The sequence below is a fragment of the Burkholderia sp. 4NA327C6 genome (assembly GCF_005502655.1).
GTDB lineage: Bacteria > Pseudomonadota > Gammaproteobacteria > Burkholderiales > Burkholderiaceae > Burkholderia > Burkholderia contaminans.
The window spans coordinates 17,542-41,214 of sequence record NZ_SCNZ01000063.1; the positions used below are offsets into that span (position 1 = coordinate 17,542).

Here is a 23,673-nt window from a genome sequence, read left to right on the forward strand (position 1 = left end):
GCATTCATGTGTTCGGGTGCGCAGCGCGGCGCGAGGCCCACGTTACGGTCGGGCGCGGCGCATACAGGTCGACACCCGGCGCGAGCAGGTTCGGGATGAACGGCTGCTCCGAGTGATGGCGCGCCGATTCGAGAATGGCCTGCACGAAATCGTGGCGCACCCACTTCAGGCGCGCGGTCGTCGTGTCGTCCGTCTCGACCTTCACGTAGAGCCCTTCGGAGCGCTCCGACTTGTCGCACTGCTGCCATGCCCGCGCGAGCTCGAGCCCCTGCCGCCGCACGGTTTCCTCGAATGCGCGACGCCAGTCCGGCGTCTTCGCGAGCGACGGCCCGAGCATGGCCTTCAGGTCCGCGAGCCGCGCCGGCGCGATGCCTTCGTACAGTACGGGCACCGACAGCACGGGGCCGTCGGCGAGCAGCGCGCGACGCGCGGGGGTCGACAGGAAGCGGCCCGTCGCGCGATCGAACACGTCGAACTCGAAAAAGTGATGCGGCAGTGCGTCGTAGAACACCGCGTGTTTCTTGCTCATCGTCTCGCCGTACATCACGTAGCGATCGCCGAGGCGCTCGAGCAGCCAGCCGGCATGGGCGGCGGCCCAGGTCTTCACGAACCCGAACTGCCGCTCGCGGCCGCCGCCGGCCAGATAGTGGCCGCGTGACTGCAGCAGCAGTTCGCCCGCGGGGCTGAAACTGATGCCCGTGTTCGCGCCGTCGAGCTTTTCCTCGACGACGAGATGGGCGCCCGCGAGGGTGCGATAGGGAACGTGGTCGTGACCTTCGTCGCCGTCCTGCAGGCGCGAGCCTTCGAGGTGCGGCGTGCGCGGGTAGCGGGCGAGGTCGAGCGATTGCGCGTAGGCGCGAAAATCCAGCGTCATGGTCTTTCTCCGGAAATATCAGAAAAAGCCGACGACGGGAACGAACGATGGGGTATGCGTTGCGGTGTCAGTGCGTGTCCGGGCGCGGCCCTGCGACACTGTTCCGGCGCCGCGAGGCGGACGGAAACGGGCAGGACGACACGCGGCCGGGACGGCAGTCGTCGGCGTATCAGGCGAAGGGACGAATGTTTGCGGGCACTTGGATCACCGATTCGATGAGGGTTCAGGGATGAAGCAGGCGGATGCTACGAAACGGTATTTGCGCTGTCAAGCGTGATGGCGTTCAGCCATTGCGGGTGTCGGCGTGCGTCGAATGCCTGCTGCGGCGTGCCAGGCACGCCATCGACATGGGAGTGATATGGATTCCTACTTGTGTGTTTTTCGCCACATCAAGCGGTGATTCGATGCGCAACGCTGCGCCCCCCGCTTGCTGCGCCCGTCGCGTGCGTGCTAGAGTCGCCGCCATTCCGATCAACCCCTCACTCGCAAGGAGAAAAAATCATGACGTCACGCCAATACTCCTCCCGTCGCGGGTCGTAGTTCGGGTTTTTCGCGTCCGTTCGTTTCATCGTTCACGCCACCAAGCAGCACCACGTATCGCCGTCACGGCGATGAGCCGGGTCGTTCCGATCCGGTCGTGCCGCCCTCTTCCCGACTTCCGATGCCGGGCAGCGCATGTGTGCGCTGCCTGTGCCATGGCCCGCCGTTCTCCTTTTTCATCGAACGGAAACCTCCATGGGCAATTCCATGCAATACCTGGGCGAGCGCATCACGTTGTGCGCTTGCGCCACCACCTGGATCGAAGGTGAGGCCATCCGGCAGCTCGAACACGCTGCCACCCTCCCCGGCATGCGGCGCGTCGCCGGCATGCCCGATCTTCACCCCGGACGCGGCTACCCGGTGGGCGCCGCGTTCTTTTCGACGGGCCAGTTGTATCCGGCGCTGATCGGCGGCGATATTGGCTGCGGGATGGCGCTGTGGCAAACCGCGCTCGATGCGCGGCGCGTCAGTGCGTCGAAGCTGGCGAGCCGGCTCGGCTCGATCGACGCCACGCCCGATGCAAGCTGGCAGCCGTTCATTGCGGACGCCGGGTTCGCGGATCATGCGTACGCGGCATCGCTCGGCACGATCGGCAGCGGCAATCATTTCGCGGAGGCGCAGCGGATCGACGCGGTGTACGACGCCGAGCCCCTCGCGGCGCTCGGTCTCGATCCCGATCGCCTGCTGCTGCTCGTGCATAGCGGGTCGCGCGGCTTCGGCCAGTCGATCCTCGAGCAACACATGCGCGAGCACGGCTACAACGGCCTCGTCGACACGGACGCCGCATGCACGGCATACCTCGCGCGTCACGATGCGGCGTTGCGCTACGCGATCGCGAATCGCGACCTGATCGCGCGGCGCATGCTGGCACGCTGGCGCACCGATGGCCGGTGCGTGCTCGACGTGAACCACAATCTGGTGAGCCGCGCGAACGTCGACGGCGAGCCGGGCTGGCTGCATCGCAAAGGTGCGACGCCGGCCGATGCGGGGCCGGTCGTCATTCCCGGATCGCGCGGCGACTACAGCTACCTCGTCGCACCGGTGCGGCCCGACGATGCGGCCAGCCTGGCGTCGCTGGCGCACGGTGCGGGCCGCAAGTGGGCGCGCGGCGATTGCAGGGGGCGCCTCGAACGGCGCTTCACGCCGTCGCAGCTCACGCGCACGCCGCTCGGCAGCCACGTGATCTGCGAAGACCGCGAACTGCTGTACGAGGAAGCGCCGCAGGCCTACAAGCCGATCGACAGCGTCGTCGACGCGCTCGAAGCGGCCGGGCTGCTGCGCAAGCTGGCGCGGCTCGCGCCGGTGCTGACCTACAAGACGTCCGGGGAGGCTGGCCGATGCTGATGCAGATTTCTTCGGCGCACGGCCCGCTCGAGTGCCAGCTGGCCGCGGCCAATGCGTTGCGGCGCCTGCAGGCGGAAGCCGATACGCAGCGCGTCGTTGTCACCGTGCTCGATGCTCAGCCGGGCGAACGGCCCGGCACGCTGCGCTCGGCGTTGCTCGATCTCGACGGCGAAGGTGCGCAGGCACTCGCTGACCGCTGGACGGGCACGCTGCAATGGATTTGCGCGAGCCCGTACCGGTTGCGTCATCCGCGCAAGAACTGGTTCATCGGCGTCACGCGCTGCGCCGACGCGCGGCCGCTGCCGGATGGCGACGTGCGGTTCGAAGCGATGCGCGCGCGCGGGCCGGGCGGCCAGCACGTGAACAAGACGAGCTCCGCGATTCGTGCGACCCATGTCGCGACCGGCCTGTCGGTGCGCGTGGAAAGCGAGCGCAGCCAGCACGCGAACAAACGCCTGGCGCTGCAGTTGTTGCAGGTTCGCCTGCAGCAGGAATCCGATCGTCACGCGTGCGATGCGCGCCGGCAGCGGCGGATGCAGCACTTTGCGCTGGAGCGCGGCAACCCCGTGCGCGTGTTTTACGGGGCGGCGTTCGTGCCGGCTGATTGAGCCCGAATGCCTGGCCGCCGGGGGTTTTCGCGCCGGCGGCCAGGCCACCGGCCTCATGGTTTTCCCGCCCTGCCGGTTGCGCGAGCGCGCCATCGGCTCCGATGCGTGAGCGCGCGTCAGGCCGGCTGCACGGGCCTGCCGCGTGCATGCGGGCTGCCGCATGTTCCGCACCCTTTCTGCGCGGGAAAGGACGCTTGAAGCATCCGCAATTATCGCGTGCCGCGGATTTGCCCACCATGTGTCGAACGATCGGGACAGCCCGCCTATTCGGCCCTTTCACTGGACTTGCGGTGCCTGCCGCCACGTCGTGCGACCGGATGCATCGCGCCGGTCGCGAACGGCCGGGCCGCGCGCCACGGCGGATCGATAATCAGGAGACACGATGAACAGCCATTCCCTCGATCTCGGCGGCAACGCGGGCGGCCCCGCTTCCGCACGACCACCGGCCGCTGCCGCCGGCGTCGGTGCCGATGCGTCGGCCCGCCCCGCCCGCCGCGTCACGCTCGGCGATTTCATGGACGACCTGCCCGTCGGTGCGTTGCACCGGTTCGTCGTCTGGGTGATCGGCATCGGGCTGTTCTTCGACATGTACGAGATATTCCTCGTCAGCACGATCGGTGCCGCATTGCAGAACGAATACGGGCTGAGCCGGCAGAGCACCGATTTCAAGCTGCTGCTCGCATCGGCATTCATCGGCATGTTCGTCGGTGCGATGTGCCTCGGCAGCCTCGCCGACCGCATCGGCCGGCGCAAGGCCTTCCTGCTGACGCTCACGTGGTACAGCGCATTCTCGCTGGTCGGCGCGTTTTCGGTGAATGCCGACATGCTCGTCGCATGCCGGTTCCTGACGGGTATCGGCGTCGGCGCGATCTATCCGGTTGCCGACAGCTTCCTGTCCGAGATCCTGCCGAAAGAGAAGCGCGGGCGGCTCGCCGCGTGGGCCTACACGACCTCCTATGTCGCGGTGCCGCTCGTCGGGTTCCTCGCGCTGTGGCTCAACCCGTTGCATGTGGGCGGCGTAGCCGGCTGGCGCATCATCCTCGCGATCGGCAGCCTCGGCGCCGTGTACGTGCTGCTCGTCCAGCATCGGCTGCCGGAGAGCCCGCGCTGGCTGCTCGCGCAGGGGCGAACGGCCGATGCGTACGCGGTAGCGCGGCGCTTCGCGGAAAGCACCGGCGTGCGCGTGCCCGAGCAGTTCGCGGAGCCGGTCGAGCCGCAACGGCCGCTCAGGCTCGGCGAGCGTATCGCGCTGCTGCGACGCGAACCGTACAGCGCGCGCTACGTGATGCTCGCGATCTTTCACCTGTTCCAGGGCTTCGGTTATTACGGCTTCGGTACGCTGGCCGGCACGGTCGTGAAGAGTCGCGGCTTCGACGTGACGGACAGCACGCTGTTCATCGCGCTGTCGTTCATCGGCTATCCGGTCGGCTCGCTGCTGTCGATTCCGCTGCTCAACTGGATCGAGCGCCGCACGCTCGTGATCGTGTCGATCCTGTCGATTGCCGTGTTCGGGCTGTGCTTCGCGTATTCGGGCAATACCGTGCTGATCGTCGGCTTCGGGTTCCTCACGACCTGCGCGTCGAACGTGTTCAGCAACGCGTATCACGTGTACCAGGCGGAGATTTTCCCGGCGCGGGTGCGCTCGACGGCGATCGGCAGTACCTATGCGCTGTCGCGGATCGTCAGCGGTGCGCTGCCGTTCGTGTTGTTGCCGGTGCTCGTGCGTGATGGTGCAGGTGCGATGTTCGGGGTGATCTCGGTCGCGCTCGGTATCGTCGCGGTCACGCTGCGCGTGCTCGGGCCGCTGACGACGCGGCGCAGTCAGGACGAGATCAATCCGGTTTGATGGGGGGTGCGGGGGCATGAGAACGTGCGCCCGCATCACTTTCGATGGCTGGCGGATTTCCTGGACGATCTGTTGCGAGTCATCTGAGGTGACACGTTCGCCCGATCCCGAAAGGGCGCCCGTGACGCCACGCTACCTGCGGAACAGGAAGCCCCACATGAGGACCGTACAGAACACCAGCCCTATCCACCCCTGGAATCGGGTGATTCGAACCATTCTGGCCGACATGACGTCTTCGGTAGACATGTTGTAAATGAATTTGTACCACCATCGCCAGGCCCTCGATCGGCAATAGAAGGCCAATATTCGTTCCGGACGAAACGCCATGACAGCGGACATCGCGATACCGTAAGCAATAACGACAAAGCCGAAAATAAGGCGGTAGTTCGATTCGTTCATGTAGCGGCCCCGCATCCAGCTGTTGAGGGATTGGACAGAACGTCGGAAATCTGTGCGAACGCGGCCCTAATGATTGTGTTCTCCGGAATCCGGGCCGAACCGGCTTTGCCGAATTCAACCCCGCCTCACCGCGCCGACATGAAATCGAACAGCTTCGCGATATCGGTTGTCAGCACACTCCCCGCCTTCACCCCCACCCACAGCGTTCTCGTCGCCCACGCATCGTCGAGCTTCACGACCCCGAGCCGCGCCGCGCGCTCGCCCGTCACCGCATCGCGCGGCAGGATGCCGATGCCGAGCCCTGCCTCGATCATCCGGCTCACGCCGTCGAAATTCGATACCTGGATTCGCAACTTCAGCGAGCGCTCGACCGCGAACGCCGCGTCGGTCATGCGCGCGAGCAGCGAGCTGCCGTCGCTGAGCCCGACGTAGTCCTCGTCGAGCGTATCCGCGAAGCGGATGCTGTCGCGCGCGGCGAACCGGTGCGTGCGCGGCACGAGCAGCACGAGCTCGTCGCGCCGGTACAGCCGCCGTTCGATTCCGGGCGCCGGCACGTTGTCGGCGAACACGCCGAGATCGGCCTTGCCGGACGCGAGCGCGTCGACGATCTCGTGGCTCAGCCGCTCCTCGAGGCTAACCTTGATGCCCGGATTGTCGGTGAGGAACGCGGCGAGGTCGGCGGGCAGGAACTGGACGATCGCGGACGTGTTGGTCCACACGTGGATGTGGCCGCGCACGCCGGCGACGTAATCGCTCATCTCGTGCGCCATCCGGTTGACCTGCTCGATCACCTTCGCCGCATGGTCGAGCAGCGCGCGGCCTGCGGGCGTGAGCTCCACACCGCGTGCATGCCGGACGAACAGCGCACTGCCCGTCACGCTCTCGAGCTCGGCGATGCGCTTGCTGACCGCGGACAGCGTGAGCTGGCCGTGTTCGGCCGCTTTCGTCAGGCTGCCGTGCTCGGCGACGAGCGCGAACACGCGCAGCGACTGCAGATCGAAATGAAGCGGGTTCACCATGTCGTGGGTCCTGGGAAGGCCGTGCCGGCGCATGCCGTCAGCGCGGCGGCCTGACGCCGATCATACGCGCGGCCGCCCCCGCGCGATACGGCGCGCCTAGCGCGGCGCGATCGACAGCAAGGCGGTGAGCATCGCACCGTCCGGCTTCTCGAGATCGTCGAGCACGTCGAAGTGCTGCATGCCGGGCAACCCGACATGGGCGATCCGTTCGCCCGCCGCTTCGCACGCCGTCGCGTAGTCGCGTGCCTGCCGGACGAGTTCGGGCAGTTCGGCATCGCCGACCGCCACGACCGTCGGCGCGCCGCGCCCGACATGGCGCAACGGGCTGTACGCGTCGACTTCGTGCGCGGTGAGCTGCAACTTGTCGTTCAGGCAGCATAGCGAGATCGGTTCGAGATCGACGAGCGGGCTGATCGCGAGCGCCGACACGACGGCCGGATGCGCGCGGTGCACGGCCGTCAGGTGGCCGCCGGCCGAATGGCCGCTCAGATGGATCGGCCGCTTCGCCGTACCGAGGCCGTCAGGGTCGTTCGCCAGGTAGTCGAGCAGCGCGCCGATCTCGCCGACGATGTCGGTCATCGTCGCGACCGGCGCGAGCGTGTACTCGGCGAGTATCACGTCGAAACCGCGCGCGAGCGGCCCGCTTGCGGCGTAGGCGAAATCCTCTTTCGCGCAGTGCTGCCAGTAGCCGCCGTGAATGAACATGAACAGCGGCGCATCGGGCTGACCGCACGACAGCCAGTCGAAACGCTGCGCGGGTTGCGCGCCGTAACGCAGGTCGCGCCTGACGGATGCGGCTTCATAGAGCGCTGCGCTGCGCGCCTGCATCGACGCGAGCAACGCGGGGAAATCAGGTACCACCTTCGTGTTCAGATAAGCGGCGTCGAGCGCCGCGCGGTCCATGCCGCGATAGAGGATCGTCATCGGGAATTGCCTGGGTCGGGTTGGGGAAGCGCGGGCGCAAGCGTTGCGTCCGCTGCGAAGGCGGCTTCTCAGTCGCCGATGCCTGCATTATCCGCAGCGCGACACGGGCCGGCTATCCGGATTCGGCGAGCGCGGAAACCGGCTGTCCGATTTCGGCGGGAGATCGGCGCGGCATGCGGCCGCACCGTGTTCAGGTCCGCACACACGCGTGCGACGGCGCGATACGGCGCGGCGGTGCGCCGGAGCTCAGATCAACTCGGAGATCTCGATCAGGTTCAGGTCGGGATCGCGTACATAGACCGACCGGATCTTCTGCGTCGCGCCCGTGCGCTCGACCGGCCCTTCGACGATCGGCCAGTCGACGCGCTTCAGGTGCGCAATCACGTCGTCGAGCGGCACGGACGCGATGAAGCACAGGTCGAGCGCGCCTGGCACCGGCACATGCGCTTTCGGTTCGAACTCCGCGCCACGCACGTGCAGATTGATCTTCTGGATGCCGAAGCGGAATGCGATCCGGCCGGCGCCGAAGGTTTCGAGCTGCATCTGCAGTACCTCGGTGTAGAAATGCGTGGTCCGGTCGGGATCGACGCAGGTCAGCACGAGATGGTCGAGGTGGTCGATCAGCGCCATGAGGTCCGCTCCTGTTCGTGGTTCACGAGAACGCGCGCTGCGCGGGCATGTCGCCTGCGTCCGCGCGCGGCGCCGGATGAAGGTCCGAGCGGCGCCGGGCCTTCAGGATCTGGCTCGGCACGTCATGGCCGATCAGCGCGGGCAGCCGTGCCGACGCTGCCAGCACGGCCGCGAGATCGATGCCCGTATCGTAGCCGTCGAGTTCGAGCATGTGCACGAGTTCTTCCGTGCATGCGTTGCCGGTCGCGCCCGGTGCGTACGGGCAGCCGCCGAGCCCGCCGAGCGACGCGTCGAAGCGGTCGATCCCGGCATCGAGTGCCGCGAGCGTGTTCGCGAGCGCCATCCCGCGCGTGTTGTGGAAGTGCAGCGTGAGCTGCAGCGCGCCGAAGCGCTCGCGGGCCCGTGCCGACAGGTCGCGTACCTGCGACGGAAACGCCATGCCCGTCGTGTCGCACAGCGTGAAGCCGTGCACGCCGAGATCCGCGAAGCGCTGCATCCAGGCGAGTACGCCTTCGGCTGCCACATCGCCTTCCATCGGGCAGCCCATCGCGGTCGACAGCGACACGTTGATCGCGACACCGGCGCCGCGTACCGCGTCGATCACGTCGTGCAGTTGTGCGAACGACTGCTCGCGCGTCATCCGCAGGTTCGCGCGGTTGTGGCTTTCGCTCATCGACATCACGAGGTTCACTTCGTCGACGCCGCACGACGCCGCACGCTCGGCACCGCGCACGTTCGGCACGAGCACCGTATAGACGACGCCGGGTGCGCGCGCGATGCCGTGCATCACGGCCTCCGCGTCGCGCAACGCGGGGATCGCCTTCGGCGACGTGAACGACGTGACCTCGATCTTCGCGTAGCCGCACGCGCTCAGCGCGTCGACGAGCGCGATCTTGTCGTCGGTGTCGACGAACGCCGCTTCGTTCTGGAAACCGTCGCGTGTCGCGACTTCGTGGATGTAGAGCCGTTTGCGTTGCCCGTTCATGTCGTCGTCTCCTGTTTCCGCTTCTCAGATCACGCCGCGCGTGCGCCAGTCGCCGCGCGTCGCCGCATCGATGCCGAGCGATTCGAGTACCGCGTCGGTATTGGCGCCGAGCGCGGGCGCCGCGTGTTCGATGCGCCCGGGCGTCGCGCCGAGCTTCGGCACGATGCCCGGCACGAGTACCGGCGTGCCGTCGGGCAACACGGCATCGACGAGCATGTCGCGGGCGCGGTAATGCGGATCGGCCGCGATGTCGGCCACGTCGTAGATGCGGCCGGACGGAATGCGCGCGTCGTTCAGCGCGGCCAGCACGGCGTCGAGATCGTGCTGCGCGCTCCATTCGCCGATCGCCGCGTCGATGCGTTCGACCTGCGCGACGCGCCCGTCGTTGTGCGCGAGCGCGGGATCGTTGCCGAGATCGGGCCGGCCGATCAGCTCCATCAGGCGCCGGAAGATGCTGTCGCCGTTGCCGGCGATCAGCGCGTACTTGCCGTCGCGGCAGCGGTACGCGTTGGTCGGCGCGATGCCGGGCAGGCTGCTGCCGGCTGCCTCGCGCACGGCGCCGAACGCCGAGTATTCGGGCAACAGGCTTTCCATCATGTTGAATACCGACTCGTACAGCGCGACGTCGACGACCTGCCCCTTGCCGCCCTGCTGTTCGCGATGCCGCAGCGCAAGCAGCACGCCGATCACGCCGTGCAGCGCCGACAGCGAATCGCCGAGCGAGATGCCGACGCGCACGGGCGTGCGGCCGGGCTCGCCGGTCAGGTGCCGCAGGCCGCCCATCGCCTCGGCGATCACGCCGAAGCCGGGACGGTCGCGGTACGGGCCCGTCTGGCCGAAGCCCGACACGCGCAGCATCACGAGCCCCGGGTTGATCGCGGACAGCGCGTCCCAGCCGAGCTCCCAGCCCTCGAGCGTGCCAGGCCGGAAGTTCTCGATCAGCACGTCGGTTTCGGCGACGAGGCGACGCACGACATCCTGCCCTTCGGGCGTGCGCAGGTCGAGCGTGAGCGAGGTCTTGTTGCGCGACTGCGCGGCCCACCAGACCGACGTGCCTTCATGCAGCAGCCGCCATTTGCGCAGCGGGTCGCCGAGCCCGGGCGGCTCGACCTTGAGCACGTCGGCGCCGAATTCGGCGAGCATCCGGCCCGCGAACGGCCCGGCGATCAGTTGGCCGAGTTCCAGCACGCGGATGCCGTCCAGGGGGCGTGTCATGACTGTCTCCGATGCAATCGTGTTGTCGATGAAGGCGATCATGACGGCGTTCGCGACCGGCGAAAATCGATCGATGCTCAACCCGCCTTTCCGTTTCGGAAAGGCGCGCGTCGCGCCTCTCATGCAGGCATTGCGTCAGCCTTTCCATCCGGGAAAGCGCGCTCGTCGACGCATTGCAGTCGGGGCAGATCGCGGGCGCGGGGTTCGACGTGGTCACGCAGGAGCCGCTGCCGGCCGCGCATCCGTTCCACGCGATTCTGTCGCATCCGGCATTCATCCTGACGCCGCACGTTGCGTGGGCGAGCGACGAAGCGATGCAGACGCTTGCCGATCAGCTCGTGAACAATGTCGCCGCGTTCGCGGGCGGGATGCCGCGGCACGTGGTGTGACGCGCGTGGCGCATGGCGCTGCGGAAGGTGATTTGAACCGCGCAAACGGAACGGCCCCGCTCGATGGCTCGAAGCGGGGCCGGCTGAATTCGGGGGCTGCTTACGCCAGCGACTCGGCACGTTACGGGTTCGTGCATCCGCCCTATCTTGCGGCCGGTTTCTGAATTCCTGATGGGCTCTACTTTAAGGAATCCAGACGACCAGAGATATAGGACAAGTCCGAAACTGGATGGGGCCGATTCTGGAAACGTGCGTTTCGATCGCAGCGCACGGCGCCGACGTGACCGACGCGAATCTCAGTAAGCCGACATCTCGACGCAAGGATCGACCTTGGACGGCGAGCAGATGACCGAGTACTTGGCGCTCTCGCGCATCAGCGCTTCGCCTTCGTGCAGCGCGATCTTGATCTCGGGGTGACGCTCGTACGCGAGGAATGCCGAGCACACGACGGCGGACATCACGACGAGGGAAAACACAAATTTTTCAAGGGTTTGGAAACGTTCAGGCATGGTTCTGACCTATCTCTTAGGCCATGATTATATCTCGAAATAAGGGTTTTCCCTATAACCCGGCCCGCATACCGAAGATGCGTTCGGTCTTTGGGGAGCAGGTGTTCGAACCCCTTTTCGGTGAATCGGTGCCGAACGCGGGCCGCGCCGGTCGGATGGCGCCGCCCCGCCGCCCGCAGTCTTGCCTGCACGGGCGATGGTCGTCGATGGCTTGAAGAAACGAGGCGAGCGCGGCCCGCCAGGACGAAGCCGCGCGCACGCGGAATCAGCGTGCGCCGTGGCGCCAGCGCGTCACTGCGGCGCCGACGCGCCGCTCGCCGCGTTGCCGGGCCACGCCTTGCCGATCTCGTCGACCAGCGATTTCGCGGCGCCGGACACGATCGCCGCGTCGACGCCGGACGTCTGCCACGAGCCGTCGGCGGCTTTCACGAAGGTCAGGTTCGCGCGCGAAGGCTTGTAGTCGGCATTGCGCCACGTGACCACGACGTCGCACGAGTACGTACGATCGCCGAGCTTCTTGCAGTCGCCGTCGGGCTTCGCCGACACGACATCGGCCGAGACCGGCAGCGGCTGGCCGAACAGTGCGTTCAGGCCGCCGTGGTTTTCCGCCTCGAGCGCGCGGCGCACGGCGGCGTCGACGTCGCTCGACCCGGGGCCGTCGTGGAGCAGGTTGCAGGCGGCCAGCAGCGTCGATGCACCGGCGAGTGTCAGCAGCGTGTGGAGCTTCATGGATATCCGTGATCGGGTGAACGCCGCGTAGTCTGCAACGTCCGCGTGTCGTGCGCGGTATCCATTTGTAACCAATTGCACGGATGCGCTGGCGGCATCGCGCATCCGCGCGTCGCCCTTGTCTACTGCCGCTCCTGCTTCACGCGGCTCACGAGCTGCGTCGGGCTCACGAACTGCAGTGCGATCACGACCCAGACGAGCGTGATGGCCATGTAGATCATCGCCATCGCGTCGATCGACTGCGGTGCGCGCACGCCGGTCGAGAACACCGCGTAATACAGCGCGACGACGAGCGTCTGCGTGCTCGGCCCCGCGGTGAAGAAGGTCAGCTCGAACATCCCGATCGTGCGCACCAGCACGAGCAACCCCGCCGCGAGCATGCCGGGCACCAGCAGCGGCAGCAGCACGTAGCGGAAATAGCGCCACGTGTTCGCGCCGAAGATGCGCGCGGCGGCTTCGAGATTCGGGTCGATCTGCTCGATGAACGGCGTCATCACGAGGATCACGAACGGCAGCGCCGGCACGAGGTTCGCGAGGATCACGCCGGGCAGCGTGCCCGCGAGCCCGACCTTGTACATCACGGTGGCCATCGGGATCCCGTACGTGACGGGCGGCACCATCAGCGGCAGCAGGAACACCAGCAGCGCGAAGCGCTTGCCGCGAAACTGCACGCGCGCCAGCGCATACGCGGCCGGCACGCCGAGCGCGATCGACAGCAGCACCACTGCGCCGACGACCTCGACGGTCACCCACAGCACGCTCGCGAGCTGGAAGTCCTCCCACGCCTTCGCGTACCAGTGCAGCGTGAAGCCCTGCGGCAGCGGCGTGCCGAACCAGCGGGTCGCGATCGAGTTCACCGCGACGGTCGCGATCAGCAGCAACACGTTCAGCAGGAAGAACGCCATCAGCCCCCACACGAGCGCCTTCCAGGCGCGGCCGGCGAGATTGCCTGTCATCTTCTGCGGTTTCCCCGCGTCGACGCGGGGCGCATCGGGCGCATCGGGCCTGTCGTGCTTCGGCGGCCAGGTGCGCGCGGCATGATTGTCGGTCGCCATCAGCCCTTGCCTCCCGTCACCGCGCCCGCATAGAAAAAGCGGCGCGCGCCGAGCATCGACGCGACCACCAGCAACTGCACGAAGCCCATCACGATCGCGATCGCCGATGCAAGCGAATAGTCGTAGCTCTCGAACGCGGCTTCCGCCGCCGCGATCGAGATCACGCGCGTGGGCCCGGCCGGCGCGCCGAGCAGCACGGCCGACGGAAACACCGAAAACGCCTGCACGAACGACAGGCACGCGGCCATCGTGAGCCCCGGCACGAGCAGCGGCAGGTAGATCTGCCGGAACTGCTGCCACGGGTTCGCGCCGAGCGTTGCCGCCGCGCGCGCGAGCGTCGGGTCGATGCCGCTGATGTACGACAGCATCAGCAGGAACGCGAACGGAAAGCCCGACACGATCAGCGACAGCAGCACGCCCCAGTAGTTGTGCGTGAGGCGCACTTCGTCGGTGTACAGGTGCAGCCCCTGCAGCGCCTGCGGGAACCAGCCGTTCGGCCCGAAATACGTGAGCATCCCGTCGGCGACGAGCACCGTGCCGAGCGTGACGGGAATCACGAGCAGCGTCGTGACGAACTTCTGGTACGGCGAGTGGCGGCGCAGCGCGAACGCGACGGGCACCGCGATGCCGACGTTGATCAGCGTCGCCGGCACCGCGAGCTTCAGCGTGACGAGCACGGTCGGCCACATCGCGGTGTCGGTGAAGAACTGCACGTAGTTCGCGAGCGCGCCGCCGCCGTTCATCGGCTGGAACGACAGCACGAGGCCGTACGCGAACGGATAGACGAACAGCGCGACGATGAACCCGAGCGCGGGTGTGACGAGCCAGGCTTTCGCGTCGCGCGGCGTGCCGCCGGACGCGAACGTGCTCATGCGGCCTCCCGGTGTAACCGCGCCGCGGCTGCGCCGCTCATGTCGGCGCTCCCGGGTAGACGAGCGTGCGCGACGGCGCGACGCGCAGCCGCAGCGGCTCGCCCTCCGTGAATTCGCCGGCCACGCGCGCCCAGATCGGGCCGAACGGCGTGACCGCGCGGATCAGCGAATCGCGGCCGCCGTACTCGACCGTTTCGACCGTCGCGTCGAACGTGTTGTCGCCGCCCTCGTCCGCGCGCTCGATGTCGTCGGGTCGCAGCGCGACCATGACCTCTTTCGCGTCGAAGCCGGCCATCGGCACGCCGGTGACGCGAACGCCACCGGCCGCCACGTTCACATAATCGCCGGCCATCCCTTCGAGCGTGAACGGCAGCACGTTGCGATAGCCCATGAAACGCGCGACATGCAGGTTGTGCGGGCGCGTGTAGACGTCCTTCGGCGTCGCGACCTGCTGCACGACGCCCTCCTTCATCACGACGATGCGGTCGGCCATCGACAGCGCCTCGTCCTGGTCGTGCGTCACGTAGATCGTCGCGCGTTCGAGCTGCGTGTGGATGCGGCGGATCTCGGCGCGCATCTCGATGCGCAGCTTCGTGTCGAGGTTCGACAGCGGTTCGTCCATCAGCACGAGCGGCGGCTCGATCACGATCGCGCGCGCAATCGCGACACGCTGCTGCTGCCCGCCCGACAGTTGCCCCGGCAGCTTGCCCTCGTGGCCGACGAGCTGCACGAGTTCGAGCGCCTGCTGCGCGCGCCGCCGCGTTTCCTGCTTCGGCACGCCGCGCATCTTGAGGCCGAAGCCGACGTTGTCGAGCACCGACATGTGCGGAAACAGCGCGTAGTTCTGGAACACCATCCCGAAGCCGCGGCGCTCGGGCGGCAGCACGTCGATGCGCGTGTCGTCGAGCCAGATGCCGCCGCGCGTGAGCGGCTGCAGCCCCGCGATGCAGTTGAGCGCGGTCGACTTGCCGCAGCCCGACGGGCCGAGCAGCGCGATGAATTCGCCGCGCCGGATCTCGAGATCGAGCCCGTTCAGCGCGGCGACCTGCGCGCCTTGCGCATTGGTGAAGCTGCGGCACACGCCATCGAGCCGCAGCCGTTCGAAACTGTGCTTCATTGCGCGAACTCCCTCGACGCGGGCGCCGCGGCGCCCGCCGGACCATGCGTCACTTCGACTTCTGCGCGCCGATCTCGCGATCCCACTTCTGGAACGCGGCGACCATCGCCTGCGCGCTGAGCGGCTGCACGTGCGGGCGATCCGCGAGCAGCTTCGCGTACTCGGGGCGGCCGAATTTCTTGATCACTTCCTGGCTGTGCGCGGGCGCCATCTCGAGCGTCACGCCCTTCACCGCCGGGCCCGGATAGAAATAGCCGTCGTCGTAGGTCATCGCCTGTTGCGCCGGTTCGAGCAGGAAGTTCATCAGCTTGAACAGCACGTCGAGCTTTTCCTTCGGCACGCCCTTCGGGATCACCATGTAGTGCGCGTCGTTGACCCACGTCATGTTGTCGAACGCCTGGACCCTGAACTCGGCCGGCACGATGCCGAGCGCGCGCGGGTTGAGATCCCAGCCGGTGACGGTCACGGTCATGTCGCGCGTGCCCTCGCCGAGCTCCTTCATCACCGCCGACGTCCCGCCCGGGTAGTACGGCACGCAATCGTTCAATGCCTTGAGGAACGCCCAGGTCTTGTCCCAGCCGTTGATCGGATCCTGCGGGTTCCTGTCGCCGAGCACGTACGGCAGCCCCATCAGGAACGTGCGGCCGGGGCCCGAGTTCGCCGGGCGCGCATAGATCAGCTTGTTCGGGTGCGCCTTGCACCAGGCGAGCAACTGGTCGGGCGTCCTGGGCGGGTCGCCGACCTTCGCCGGGTTGTATTCGAGCAGCGGGCCGGCCGGCATGTAGGTGACTTCGAGGCCGTAGCCCTGCGCGAGATCCTGCATCTTGCGCGGGCCGGGTGCGTATTTGTCGAGCACGCCGGGGAACGCGGCCGCGTCGTCGGGCAGCAGCTTCTGCCACAGGTTCTGCTCGATGCCGGCGGCCAGCGCGTCGGTGCCCGTCAGCACGAGGTCGATGTCGGCGCGCCCCGCCACCTGCATCGCCTTGATCTTGCCCGGCAGCTGCGGCGCGGGTGCGTTCGTGAACGTGACGTTCGAGACGAGGTTCGGGTTCTTGTCCTTGAAGGCTTCGATGGCCTTTTGCGTGAGCTGCAGGTTGCCAGCGACATCGACGATGTTCAGCGAGACGGGCGCGGCGACGGCAGCCGCGGCGGACAGCGTGAAACCCAGGACGAGTGCGATCCGGCGGACACGGCGAGCGATCGGGGTGGCGTTCATGTCTCCTCACTTCGGTCGGTGGATGGGACCTTTCTTTTCAGGAAATCATGACGGCGTTATACGATGTCGGTCAACAAAAAACCGCCGCGCACGGGGCGGGACTTTCCCTGACAAACAGCTTCCGGCGGGCAGTAATTTGGTTGCTGAACGATATGGTTCGAGGAATTAATGTTGGAAGAGGAATCGTCTTGTGACGTCATATCTCCTGGGATCCATTCCTGATGGAGTGGATCCGACGCGCATCTGATATGGATCGGCACGCGTCAGACTCAGGCATTGCGTTGGCCGGAGCGGTCGGATATGAATTGGAGGGCGGGAGCTTGTATGAGGCAGCCGCGTTGTTGGCGACACGCATGCCCCGTAGCCGCTTGGTAGAGGGGCGATTTCAGCGAGCCAACGAAGTTTCCCAGATTGCGCTGAAATATTCGGCCAGCTCTTCGCTGGTGACGGTGCCGTCGGCTACGTCGACCATCAAATCTTCGAGATCGGCGAGGCGAGGAATCGAAATGCCCTGCCGCTCCATGTACGTCAAAGCGCAAGTCAGGCCGGTACGCTTGTTTGCGTCATTGAACACGTGGCCGCGTGCAATCGCGACGGCGTAGGTAGCGGCAATGCCAAATACGTCGTCAAGGCCCGCGTAATGGACATGATTTTCGACGCGATGGAGGCGGCCTCGACACCGCCCCGGCCAGCATGCGCGAAACCGCAGAGGCCGCCAAGATCCCGGATGATCTCGTCGTGGATGGTGATGACGTAGTCAAGATCCAGCAAATTAGCGGTCCTTCAACGCGATCAGCACGTCCCGGTGTTCGGAAATGACTTTTCGCGCCGCGCGAAGCACGTCGCTTTTCTCGGCTTCGGTCGAAGCCTTGACCTCGGTGGTGGGACGGATGATCGTACGGGGTTTCAACTCAACCCCGTACAGTACCTTTCGTTTGGGAGCCATGACAGCGTTCCGCCTAAAAAATCGATAACAATCAGCCGCTTATCCTGTCAACGGACGGCAGCTGCACGTCGCTGTCAATCATAGCCCCCGATGAGCAGGCGAAGTCAGCCCAGGGCCGGCAGACGTTGCTCGACGAACAGCCCTATCGGTCGGAACCCCTGTAACCCAACATAGCCACCTCTTCGATCAGCCGCTCCGCATCCCGCCACTCGCCATACCCGGACGCCGGGTTCAGGTGCCCGACCTCTCCCAGATCGACGAGCGTGCTGCCCCACCCGGCCGCCAGCGCTCCAACGCGTTCGAAACGCGCGAGCGGATCGTTGCGGCTCGCGGCGACGATGCTCGGAAACGGCAGCCGTTCGATCGGTATCGGCGTCCAGCCGTTCGCGGCGATCGCATCGGGCGCCGGATAACCGGCGGGCATCGGCGATTCGAGATCGGCCGGCGTCGCGAGCAACGCGCCGTGGATCCGGCGCGTGGCCTTGCGCGCCCAGTGCACCGTGATCATCACGCCCGCGCTGTGCGCGACGAGGATCACGGGGCCGTCGATTCCGGCCAGCGCCGCATCGAGCGCCGCGACGCGCGCGGCGCGGCTCAGCTTGTCGGCTTCGAGCGGCGCGACGGAGCGCGCGTTCGGCAGGCGCCGTTCGAGGTGGGTTTGCCAGTGGTCTTCGACGTGATCGCGCAAGCCGGGCACGATCAGGATGGTGGGGGCGGTCGTCAGGGTCATGCAGTCTCCGAAGCGTTCAGGAAAGTGGGGATACGCGCCGTTCGCGTTCGACGCGTGCGAGGTCGGCCACATAGCTCGCGCGGCCGATGGCGAACAGCACGGCGGCCATCAGCGGCACGACGGGAATCCATTGCAGCGCGCCGACGAGGCCGGCGCGATCGGCGACCCACCCCGTCAGCAGCGGGCCCGGCGCCATGCCGAGCAGGTTGTTGGCGAGCGTGAGCGTGGCGAACGCCGATGCGTGGATCGCGGCCGGCGTCAGGTTCGCGACCATCGCGCCCGACGCGCCGGACGCACCCGCGCCGACCAGCATCCCCGCACAGATCAGCGCGAGCTGCAGCGGCCCGGGCGGGAGCCGGAATGCAATCGCGAGGCACACGCCCGTGAGTACGCAATACGCGATCGCGGTCAGCCACTTGCGCTTGCCGTCGATCTTGCCGACGCGGTCGGTGACGATCCCGCAGCCGACCATCCCGACGCCCGCGAGCAGCACGAAGCCTGCCGCGAGCACCGCTGCGCGGTCGGGCGCCATCGCGTAGTAACGGTTCAGGTAGCTCGGCAGCCACGCGAACAGCGCGCCCGGCACGAACAGGTGCAACCCGCTGCCGAGATACGCGCAGATCACCGAACGCGAAGCGAACAACCCTGACATCAGCGCGCGCACGTTGCCGCGCAGGTCGCGCGGCGCGCCGGCGTCGCGCCGGCACGGTTCGATCCGGTACGCGGCGAGCCGCCGCTCGGTCACGACGCAGCGATACGCGACGAGCAACACGATGCCGAGCGCGGCCATCACGCCGAACGACCAGCGCCAGCCGAGATGCGCGCCGACCAGCCCGCCGAGCGCCATCCCGAACACGGAGCCGAATGCGCCGCCGGCCATGAACGCGCCGGTCAGCGTCGCGCGCAGCCGTGCCGGAAAGATGCTGAGGATCAGCGCGACGCCGACGCTGCCGTACGCGGCTTCACCGAGCCCGACGAGGCCGCGCGCGACGAGCATCTCCGTGTAATTGGTCGACAGCGCGCAGCCGAGCGTCGCGATGCTCCACAACGCGGCCATCAGCACGATGCTGCGCACGCGTCCGAAGCGGTCGGCGAGCACCGACAGCGGAAACGTCAGCAACCCGACCAGCAGCGCGACGACGCCGGACAGCGAGCCGAGCTGCGTGTCGGACAGCCCCCACGCGTGCTTGAGCAGCGGGAACACGGCGTTGAGCACCTGCCGCGACATGTAGTCCGACAGCAGCAGGCCGACGGTCAGCCCGAACACGAGCCACGCATACGCGGGCGCGCGCCGGCCAGCGGCGGCGACGTCCTGCATCGACGGCTCGACATGATGGATCAGCATGCGTGTCTCCTCCGGCGCCGGAACTCGTGCTCCGGCGCGGCTTGCGTGGCCCCGCTCCGTTGGCCGGAGTCAGCCCCCGCGCCGTGCGCGAGGATGGGTGCCACGCCACAACGATCGGCGGGCGGCGTCCCATGCGGCCGCTCACCCGGATGCGCGAACGCGCGGCGCTTCAGGCTGCCCGCAGCGGCACGTTCACCTGGCCGGAGCGGCGGTTCGGCGCCATCCCGAGGTGCGCCAGCGTCTCGTCGATGCCGTCGTACTGCACGCCGATCCGGTAGATCGCCTTCGCCTCCTTGCCGCTGGCGATGTCGCGGCCGAGTTCGCGCGCGATCCGCACGCACTGCTCGACCTGCTGCACCGACGTCATCCGGTTGCCCTTCTGGTCGATGATCGTGTCCTCGATCCCGCAGCGCGGATGCAGGCCCAGCGCCATCGCGACCGTGTTGATCGGCAGCACGTTCTTCATCAGCGATTCGAGCGTGATGCACGCGCCGTCCGGGCAGCGCCGCACGAATTCCATGAAGTTGTACGGATTCGGGCCGTCGAAGCCGCCGCCGATGCCGACCCACGTGACGTTCAGCGGGCCGCGATAGACGCCGCGGCGGATGATCCGTTCGAGCGTTTCCAGCGCGTGCATGCCGGTGAGCTGGAAATGCGGCTGGATGCCGGCCGCCTGCAGGCGGCGCAGGTGCTCGTCGACCCAGCCGGGGCCGGCCGGCACGGTCATCTCGCGGTACGCGTCCCACAGCGCGGCTTCGTTCAGCGACGTGCCGGCGATGTCCCGGCGGTCCATCAGCTCGGTGATGTTCATCTGCACGGTGTTGATCGCGACCGTCACCTGGTCGGGCTTCGGCGTCAGCTCGGCGAGCATGTGGCGCGTGTCGTCGGACAGCCATTTCGCGTCGGCGCCCTCGCCTTCCGGCGCGAACGAGATCGAGCCGCCCACCTGCAGGATCATGTCGGGCACCGCCTCGCGCAGCCGGCCGAGCAGCTCGTTGAACTTCGACAGCCGCTTGCTGCCCTTGCCGTCGAGCTCGCGCACGTGCATGTGCAGCACCGTCGCGCCCGCGTTGTAGCAGTCGACGGCCTTCTGCACGTGCTCGTCCATCGTCACCGGAATGTCTTCCGGAAAATCGGCGGGCATCCATTCGGGGCCGTACGGCGCGACCGTGATGACCACCTTGTCCTGGTTTTCCGGGTGCAGCGAATCGTCGAGAAATTGCATGTCGTCCTCCAGTGGAAATCGTTGTATTTCGGGCGTACGGGCGTGCGTATCCCGCCGCGCCGGGCGGCGGGCCCGGCGCGTTGCATGGGGTTTCAGAAATTGGCTACCGTGCTGGCGGGCTCAGAACGGCACGTCGCCGACGATGCCCGCGCGCTCCATCTGGCGCACGCACGGCGGGTAGTCCATCACCGCGTAATGCTGGGTGCTGCGGTTGTCCCAGATCGCGACGCTGTGCTTCTTCCAGCGCCAGCGCACCTGGTACTCGGGGATCATGGCCTGGCTGATCAGGTATTGCAGCAACTGGCCGGCGCCGGGATTCGCGTCCTGCCCGAAGCGCACGCGCGCCGGCGTGTGGAAGTTCGTGAAATGCGTGGTGAACGCATTCACGTACAGCACCTTCTCGCCCGTTTCGGGATGCGTACGCACGACCGGATGCTCGGCGTCCGGATACTGCGCCTTCAGCGCGAGGCGCTTGTCGATCGGCATCGCCGCGCCGAAGCTCGCCTCGATGCTGTGGCGTGCACGCAAGCCGTCGATCTGCTGCTTCACGTGTTCGGGCAGGCGTTCGTACGCGAGCACCATGTTCGCCCACATCGTGTCGCCGCCAACCGGCGGACCGTCGATGCAGCGCAGCACACAGCCGAACGGCGGCGCCACGCGCCAGCTCGCATCGCTGTGCCACGCATTCTCGTAGCGGTCGTTCGGCTGGTCGGGCGACTTGTAGATCCGCACGAGCCCCGGGTGCTCGGGATCGCTGCCGGCCACCGGATGATCCTCGAGCTCGCCGAAGCGCCGTGCGAACGCGACGTGCTCGGCGCGCGTGATGTCCTGGTCGCGCAGGAACAGCACGCGATGCCGGATCAATTGCGCGCGGATCTCGGCGAACAGGCCGTCGTCGTGCACGGCGTCGGCGAGGCTCACATCCAGCAGTTCCGCGCCGATCGCGCAGGTCAGGGGTTCGACTCGCATGCGCGTCTCCTCAGACGATGAACACCGACGAACCGGTCGTCTTGCGCGATTCGAGATCGCGATGTGCCTGTGCGGCGTCCTGCAGCGCGTAGCGCTGGTTGATCTCGATCCGGATCCGGCCGGCCGCGACGTGGGCGAACAGTTCGCCGGCCAGGTCGTTCTTCTCGGCCGGATCGGCGATGTAGTCGGCCAGCGCCGGGCGCGTCAGGTACAGCGAGCCCTTCATCGCGAGGCGCTGCGGATCGAACGGCGGGATCGGGCCCGACGCGGTGCCGACGCACACCATCAGCCCGCGCCGCTTCAGCGAATCGAGCGAGCCTTCGAAGGTGTCCTTGCCGACGCTGTCGAACACGACGTCGACGCCCGCGCCGTCCGTCAGTTCGCGCACGCGTTTCGCGACGTCCTCGCGGCTGTAGTCGATCGTGTGGTCGCAACCGTGCGTGCGGGCGATTTCGGCCTTGTGCTCGCTGGAGACGGTGCCGATCACCGTGAGCCCGAGCAGCTTCGCCCATTGCGACACGATCAGCCCGACGCCGCCGGCGGCCGCGTGCAGCAGGATCGCGTCGCCCGGCGCGAACGCGTGGATGCGGCGCAGCAGGTAGGCCGACGTCAGGCCGCGCATCGTCATCGCCGCGGCCGTCTCGCACGCAATGCCGGCCGGCAGCCGCACGAGCGGCGCGGCGGGGATCAGCCGTTCGGTGCTATACGCGCCGAGCGTGTTCAGGAAGCCCGTGTACGTCACGCGGTCGCCGACGGCGACGTTCGTCACGCCGGGGCCGACCGCCTGGACCACGCCGGCCGCCTCGACGCCGAGGCCGGCAGGCAGCGGCACCGGATACAGGCCGCTGCGGAAATACGTGTCGGCGAAATTCAGGCCGACCGCGTCGTGCCGCAGGCGGACCTGGCCGGGGCCCGGGTCGCCGACGTCGACTTCCTCCCAGCGCAGGACCTCGGGGCCGCCGGTTTCGTGGAATCGCACTGCATGTGCCATGGTGTTCTCCGTAGGGTGTCAGTCGGATGCGTGTCGCGCATCGTCGGGTTCGTTCGGTTCGTTCGCGCTTGGCGGCGTCGCGGCTGCGCCGTCCGCCAGCGATTCATCCAGTCCAGCCCAGTCCGCGTCGCCGAGATAGCGCCGCGCGGCCGGGAAAATCACGCCTTCCATTCGCCCCATCTGCTCGAACGCGCCGTGCGCGTAGCGGGCGAGCGCCGTGTCGAACGCGGCCGACGGCAGCCCTTCCGCGGCGATCCGCATGAGCGCATCGAGCGCTTGCGCGTCGCGCTGCCGCTGGCGGTCGAGTTCGTCCAGCTCGGCCGCGACGCACTCCGCACGGTCGCGCAATGCCGCGAAAAGGCGCGCTTCGGCGGCCGTGCCGACCCGGGCGTGCTGCAGGGCGGCGAGCGATGCCAGCGCCTCCTGCGGGTCGGCCGCGTGCTGTTGCGGTGCGTCCACTTCCGCGTGCAAGCTCGAGGCCATCAGCGCACGCAGCCACCCTTCGACCGCACGATGCGCATCAAGACACTGCGCCATCACGCGCACCTCGGCAGGCGTTCGCCGCTGCGTGCACACGAGCACCGGTACGCCGCTCGTCGCGAGCAGGTGCTGCCGTTTAGCGCAGGCCGCCGCGTCGGCATCGGGCGGCAGTGCCGCGACGCCGATCAGGTCGCAACCGAGTTCGGCCGCCAGCACGCCGGGGGCAGCGTCGCCGGCCCCCGGACGGCCGGCCCCAGGATGGCCGGCCCCCGCAATCACATGGGACAGCCCCTGCGCCCGCGCGGCCGCTTCCACTTTCGCACCGTGCTCCGGCAGCCGCGCTCCGGATAAACGCGAGTCCGGCGCGGCGCCGGGCAGCACGAACGTGACCCGGGCGCCGACCGCGCGCGCCAGTTCGAGCGCATGGCCGATCGCGTCGATGCCGCCGGGCGCGCCGTCGACCGTCACGAGCAGATGGCGGTACATCGTGCCGCTCCGCTTATCCGGCGAATGGCGCACTGCGCCGCGTGCCGGTCGATACGATCTTCATGGGGGCTCCTCGTGGTGTTCGTCATGCATCGGAACCCATGCTATCGATGCGGTGCCGGTGCGGCCCCACTCGTCGCGGGGGGGATTGACGCGCGAACGCGGTTCGACCGATCCTTCCCCCCACACCCACCCCGACGCTGGCCCGCACGGCACCGCCGGATTCCGAC

23 protein-coding genes and 1 pseudogene are annotated in these 23,673 nt (G+C 67.6%); 4 read left to right on the forward strand and 20 right to left on the reverse strand.

Translation table 11 applies throughout. The features are described from left to right. Window positions 1-4 precede the first annotated feature (4 nt). Window positions 5-874, reverse strand: coding sequence for an RNA ligase family protein (locus FFS49_RS37340; protein WP_105816428.1), 870 nt, complete (start codon window positions 872-874; stop codon window positions 5-7). A gap of 735 nt (window positions 875-1,609) precedes the next feature. Between FFS49_RS37340 and FFS49_RS37345 the strand changes: the two genes are divergently transcribed. The 3 genes from FFS49_RS37345 to FFS49_RS37360 all read left to right on the forward strand — a co-directional run bounded on the left by FFS49_RS37345 (window position 1,610) and on the right by FFS49_RS37360 (window position 5,212). Beyond that, complete coding sequence (locus FFS49_RS37345) at window positions 1,610-2,758, forward strand: RNA ligase RtcB family protein (protein ID WP_105816429.1); 1,149 nt, start codon at window positions 1,610-1,612, stop codon at window positions 2,756-2,758. After that, a complete protein-coding gene (prfH, locus tag FFS49_RS37350) occupies window positions 2,752-3,366 on the forward strand; it encodes a peptide chain release factor H (protein WP_105816430.1) in 615 nt (204 codons plus the stop codon). The genes FFS49_RS37345 and prfH overlap by 7 nt, the downstream gene beginning before the upstream one ends. A 382-nt stretch (window positions 3,367-3,748) precedes the next feature. Then, window positions 3,749-5,212 (forward strand): MFS transporter, encoded by a 1,464-nt coding sequence (locus FFS49_RS37360; protein WP_105816432.1) that lies wholly within the window; start codon window positions 3,749-3,751, stop codon window positions 5,210-5,212. 524 nt (window positions 5,213-5,736) lie between these two features. Here FFS49_RS37360 and FFS49_RS37365 read toward each other — a convergent pair. The 5 genes from FFS49_RS37365 to FFS49_RS37385 all read right to left on the reverse strand — a co-directional run bounded on the left by FFS49_RS37365 (window position 5,737) and on the right by FFS49_RS37385 (window position 10,384). Further along, window positions 5,737-6,630: a LysR family transcriptional regulator gene (locus FFS49_RS37365; RefSeq protein ID WP_043182881.1), complete on the reverse strand. Its 894-nt coding sequence runs from the start codon at window positions 6,628-6,630 to the stop codon at window positions 5,737-5,739. Between the two features lie 96 nt (window positions 6,631-6,726). Continuing rightward, a complete protein-coding gene (locus FFS49_RS37370; RefSeq protein WP_105816433.1) occupies window positions 6,727-7,554 on the reverse strand; it encodes an alpha/beta hydrolase in 828 nt (275 codons plus the stop codon). 246 nt (window positions 7,555-7,800) lie between these two features. Continuing rightward, window positions 7,801-8,184 carry a VOC family protein gene (locus tag FFS49_RS37375; protein WP_105816434.1) on the reverse strand — a complete coding sequence of 128 codons (384 nt, stop codon included), beginning with the start codon at window positions 8,182-8,184 and terminating at the stop codon, window positions 7,801-7,803. A gap of 22 nt (window positions 8,185-8,206) precedes the next feature. Beyond that, window positions 8,207-9,169, reverse strand: a complete 963-nt coding sequence (locus FFS49_RS37380; protein WP_105816435.1) for a hydroxymethylglutaryl-CoA lyase — start codon at window positions 9,167-9,169, stop codon at window positions 8,207-8,209. Between the two features lie 24 nt (window positions 9,170-9,193). Further along, entirely contained in the window at window positions 9,194-10,384 is a 1,191-nt protein-coding gene (locus FFS49_RS37385) for a CoA transferase (protein WP_105816446.1), read from the reverse strand. A gap of 152 nt (window positions 10,385-10,536) precedes the next feature. Here FFS49_RS37385 and FFS49_RS37390 point away from each other — a divergent pair. Next, window positions 10,537-10,773: pseudogene (locus tag FFS49_RS37390) on the forward strand (NAD(P)-dependent oxidoreductase); the annotation flags it as partial. 296 nt (window positions 10,774-11,069) lie between these two features. On the opposite strand, the gene FFS49_RS37395 reads toward FFS49_RS37390, so the two are convergent. The 14 genes from FFS49_RS37395 to FFS49_RS37455 form a co-directional block, all read right to left on the reverse strand. After that, window positions 11,070-11,282, reverse strand: coding sequence for a hypothetical protein (locus FFS49_RS37395; protein ID WP_006497261.1), 213 nt, complete (start codon window positions 11,280-11,282; stop codon window positions 11,070-11,072). Window positions 11,283-11,573: 291 nt separating this feature from the next. After that, the gene (locus tag FFS49_RS37400) at window positions 11,574-12,011 is read right to left on the reverse strand and encodes a hypothetical protein (RefSeq protein WP_047850874.1); all 438 of its coding nucleotides are present in this window, start codon (window positions 12,009-12,011) and stop codon (window positions 11,574-11,576) included. Between the two features lie 122 nt (window positions 12,012-12,133). Next, window positions 12,134-13,066: an ABC transporter permease gene (locus FFS49_RS37405; RefSeq protein ID WP_105816436.1), complete on the reverse strand. Its 933-nt coding sequence runs from the start codon at window positions 13,064-13,066 to the stop codon at window positions 12,134-12,136. Continuing rightward, window positions 13,066-13,938, reverse strand: coding sequence for a sugar ABC transporter permease (locus tag FFS49_RS37410; RefSeq protein WP_105816437.1), 873 nt, complete (start codon window positions 13,936-13,938; stop codon window positions 13,066-13,068). Before FFS49_RS37410 ends, FFS49_RS37405 begins: the two co-directional genes overlap by 1 nt. A 37-nt stretch (window positions 13,939-13,975) precedes the next feature. Beyond that, entirely contained in the window at window positions 13,976-15,055 is a 1,080-nt protein-coding gene (locus FFS49_RS37415) for an ABC transporter ATP-binding protein (protein WP_105816438.1), read from the reverse strand. 49 nt (window positions 15,056-15,104) lie between these two features. Continuing rightward, window positions 15,105-16,271 carry an extracellular solute-binding protein gene (locus FFS49_RS37420; RefSeq protein ID WP_105816439.1) on the reverse strand — a complete coding sequence of 389 codons (1,167 nt, stop codon included), beginning with the start codon at window positions 16,269-16,271 and terminating at the stop codon, window positions 15,105-15,107. 385 nt (window positions 16,272-16,656) lie between these two features. Then, complete coding sequence (locus FFS49_RS37425) at window positions 16,657-16,980, reverse strand: type II toxin-antitoxin system death-on-curing family toxin (protein WP_224756007.1); 324 nt, start codon at window positions 16,978-16,980, stop codon at window positions 16,657-16,659. Between the two features lie 63 nt (window positions 16,981-17,043). Next, a complete protein-coding gene (locus FFS49_RS42265; RefSeq protein ID WP_171026897.1) occupies window positions 17,044-17,217 on the reverse strand; it encodes a hypothetical protein in 174 nt (57 codons plus the stop codon). Window positions 17,218-17,359: 142 nt separating this feature from the next. Then, window positions 17,360-17,947 carry an alpha/beta fold hydrolase gene (locus tag FFS49_RS37430; protein ID WP_105816440.1) on the reverse strand — a complete coding sequence of 196 codons (588 nt, stop codon included), beginning with the start codon at window positions 17,945-17,947 and terminating at the stop codon, window positions 17,360-17,362. A 16-nt stretch (window positions 17,948-17,963) separates the two neighbouring features. After that, entirely contained in the window at window positions 17,964-19,292 is a 1,329-nt protein-coding gene (locus FFS49_RS37435; RefSeq protein WP_105816441.1) for an MFS transporter, read from the reverse strand. Between the two features lie 169 nt (window positions 19,293-19,461). After that, entirely contained in the window at window positions 19,462-20,517 is a 1,056-nt protein-coding gene (locus tag FFS49_RS37440; protein WP_039354991.1) for a 3-keto-5-aminohexanoate cleavage protein, read from the reverse strand. Window positions 20,518-20,637: 120 nt separating this feature from the next. Beyond that, on the reverse strand, window positions 20,638-21,486 hold the full coding sequence (locus FFS49_RS37445) for a TauD/TfdA family dioxygenase (protein ID WP_039354994.1): 849 nt from the start codon (window positions 21,484-21,486) through the stop codon (window positions 20,638-20,640). 10 nt (window positions 21,487-21,496) lie between these two features. After that, window positions 21,497-22,477: a quinone oxidoreductase gene (locus FFS49_RS37450; RefSeq protein ID WP_105816442.1), complete on the reverse strand. Its 981-nt coding sequence runs from the start codon at window positions 22,475-22,477 to the stop codon at window positions 21,497-21,499. A gap of 18 nt (window positions 22,478-22,495) precedes the next feature. Next, a complete protein-coding gene (locus FFS49_RS37455) occupies window positions 22,496-23,443 on the reverse strand; it encodes a universal stress protein (protein WP_105816443.1) in 948 nt (315 codons plus the stop codon). Window positions 23,444-23,673: the final 230 nt, after the last annotated feature.

Excerpts from the sequence above, each read along its gene's own strand:
- FFS49_RS37340 (WP_105816428.1), bottom strand. The coding sequence starts at position 874 with ATGACGCTGGATTTTCGCGCCTACGCGCAATCGCTCGACCTCGCCCGC.
- FFS49_RS37345 (WP_105816429.1), top strand. The coding sequence starts at position 1,610 with ATGGGCAATTCCATGCAATACCTGGGCGAGCGCATCACGTTGTGCGCT.
- prfH (WP_105816430.1), top strand. The coding sequence starts at position 2,752 with ATGCTGATGCAGATTTCTTCGGCGCACGGCCCGCTCGAGTGCCAGCTG.
- FFS49_RS37360 (WP_105816432.1), top strand. The coding sequence starts at position 3,749 with ATGAACAGCCATTCCCTCGATCTCGGCGGCAACGCGGGCGGCCCCGCT.
- FFS49_RS37365 (WP_043182881.1), bottom strand. The coding sequence starts at position 6,630 with ATGGTGAACCCGCTTCATTTCGATCTGCAGTCGCTGCGCGTGTTCGCG.
- FFS49_RS37370 (WP_105816433.1), bottom strand. The coding sequence starts at position 7,554 with ATGACGATCCTCTATCGCGGCATGGACCGCGCGGCGCTCGACGCCGCT.
- FFS49_RS37375 (WP_105816434.1), bottom strand. The coding sequence starts at position 8,184 with ATGGCGCTGATCGACCACCTCGACCATCTCGTGCTGACCTGCGTCGAT.
- FFS49_RS37380 (WP_105816435.1), bottom strand. The coding sequence starts at position 9,169 with ATGAACGGGCAACGCAAACGGCTCTACATCCACGAAGTCGCGACACGC.
- FFS49_RS37385 (WP_105816446.1), bottom strand. The coding sequence starts at position 10,384 with ATGACACGCCCCCTGGACGGCATCCGCGTGCTGGAACTCGGCCAACTG.
- FFS49_RS37395 (WP_006497261.1), bottom strand. The coding sequence starts at position 11,282 with ATGCCTGAACGTTTCCAAACCCTTGAAAAATTTGTGTTTTCCCTCGTC.
- FFS49_RS37400 (WP_047850874.1), bottom strand. The coding sequence starts at position 12,011 with ATGAAGCTCCACACGCTGCTGACACTCGCCGGTGCATCGACGCTGCTG.
- FFS49_RS37405 (WP_105816436.1), bottom strand. The coding sequence starts at position 13,066 with ATGGCGACCGACAATCATGCCGCGCGCACCTGGCCGCCGAAGCACGAC.
- FFS49_RS37410 (WP_105816437.1), bottom strand. The coding sequence starts at position 13,938 with ATGAGCACGTTCGCGTCCGGCGGCACGCCGCGCGACGCGAAAGCCTGG.
- FFS49_RS37415 (WP_105816438.1), bottom strand. The coding sequence starts at position 15,055 with ATGAAGCACAGTTTCGAACGGCTGCGGCTCGATGGCGTGTGCCGCAGC.
- FFS49_RS37420 (WP_105816439.1), bottom strand. The coding sequence starts at position 16,271 with ATGAACGCCACCCCGATCGCTCGCCGTGTCCGCCGGATCGCACTCGTC.
- FFS49_RS42265 (WP_171026897.1), bottom strand. The coding sequence starts at position 17,217 with ATGGCTCCCAAACGAAAGGTACTGTACGGGGTTGAGTTGAAACCCCGT.
- FFS49_RS37430 (WP_105816440.1), bottom strand. The coding sequence starts at position 17,947 with ATGACCCTGACGACCGCCCCCACCATCCTGATCGTGCCCGGCTTGCGC.
- FFS49_RS37435 (WP_105816441.1), bottom strand. The coding sequence starts at position 19,292 with ATGCTGATCCATCATGTCGAGCCGTCGATGCAGGACGTCGCCGCCGCT.
- FFS49_RS37440 (WP_039354991.1), bottom strand. The coding sequence starts at position 20,517 with ATGCAATTTCTCGACGATTCGCTGCACCCGGAAAACCAGGACAAGGTG.
- FFS49_RS37445 (WP_039354994.1), bottom strand. The coding sequence starts at position 21,486 with ATGCGAGTCGAACCCCTGACCTGCGCGATCGGCGCGGAACTGCTGGAT.
- FFS49_RS37450 (WP_105816442.1), bottom strand. The coding sequence starts at position 22,477 with ATGGCACATGCAGTGCGATTCCACGAAACCGGCGGCCCCGAGGTCCTG.
- FFS49_RS37455 (WP_105816443.1), bottom strand. The coding sequence starts at position 23,443 with ATGTACCGCCATCTGCTCGTGACGGTCGACGGCGCGCCCGGCGGCATC.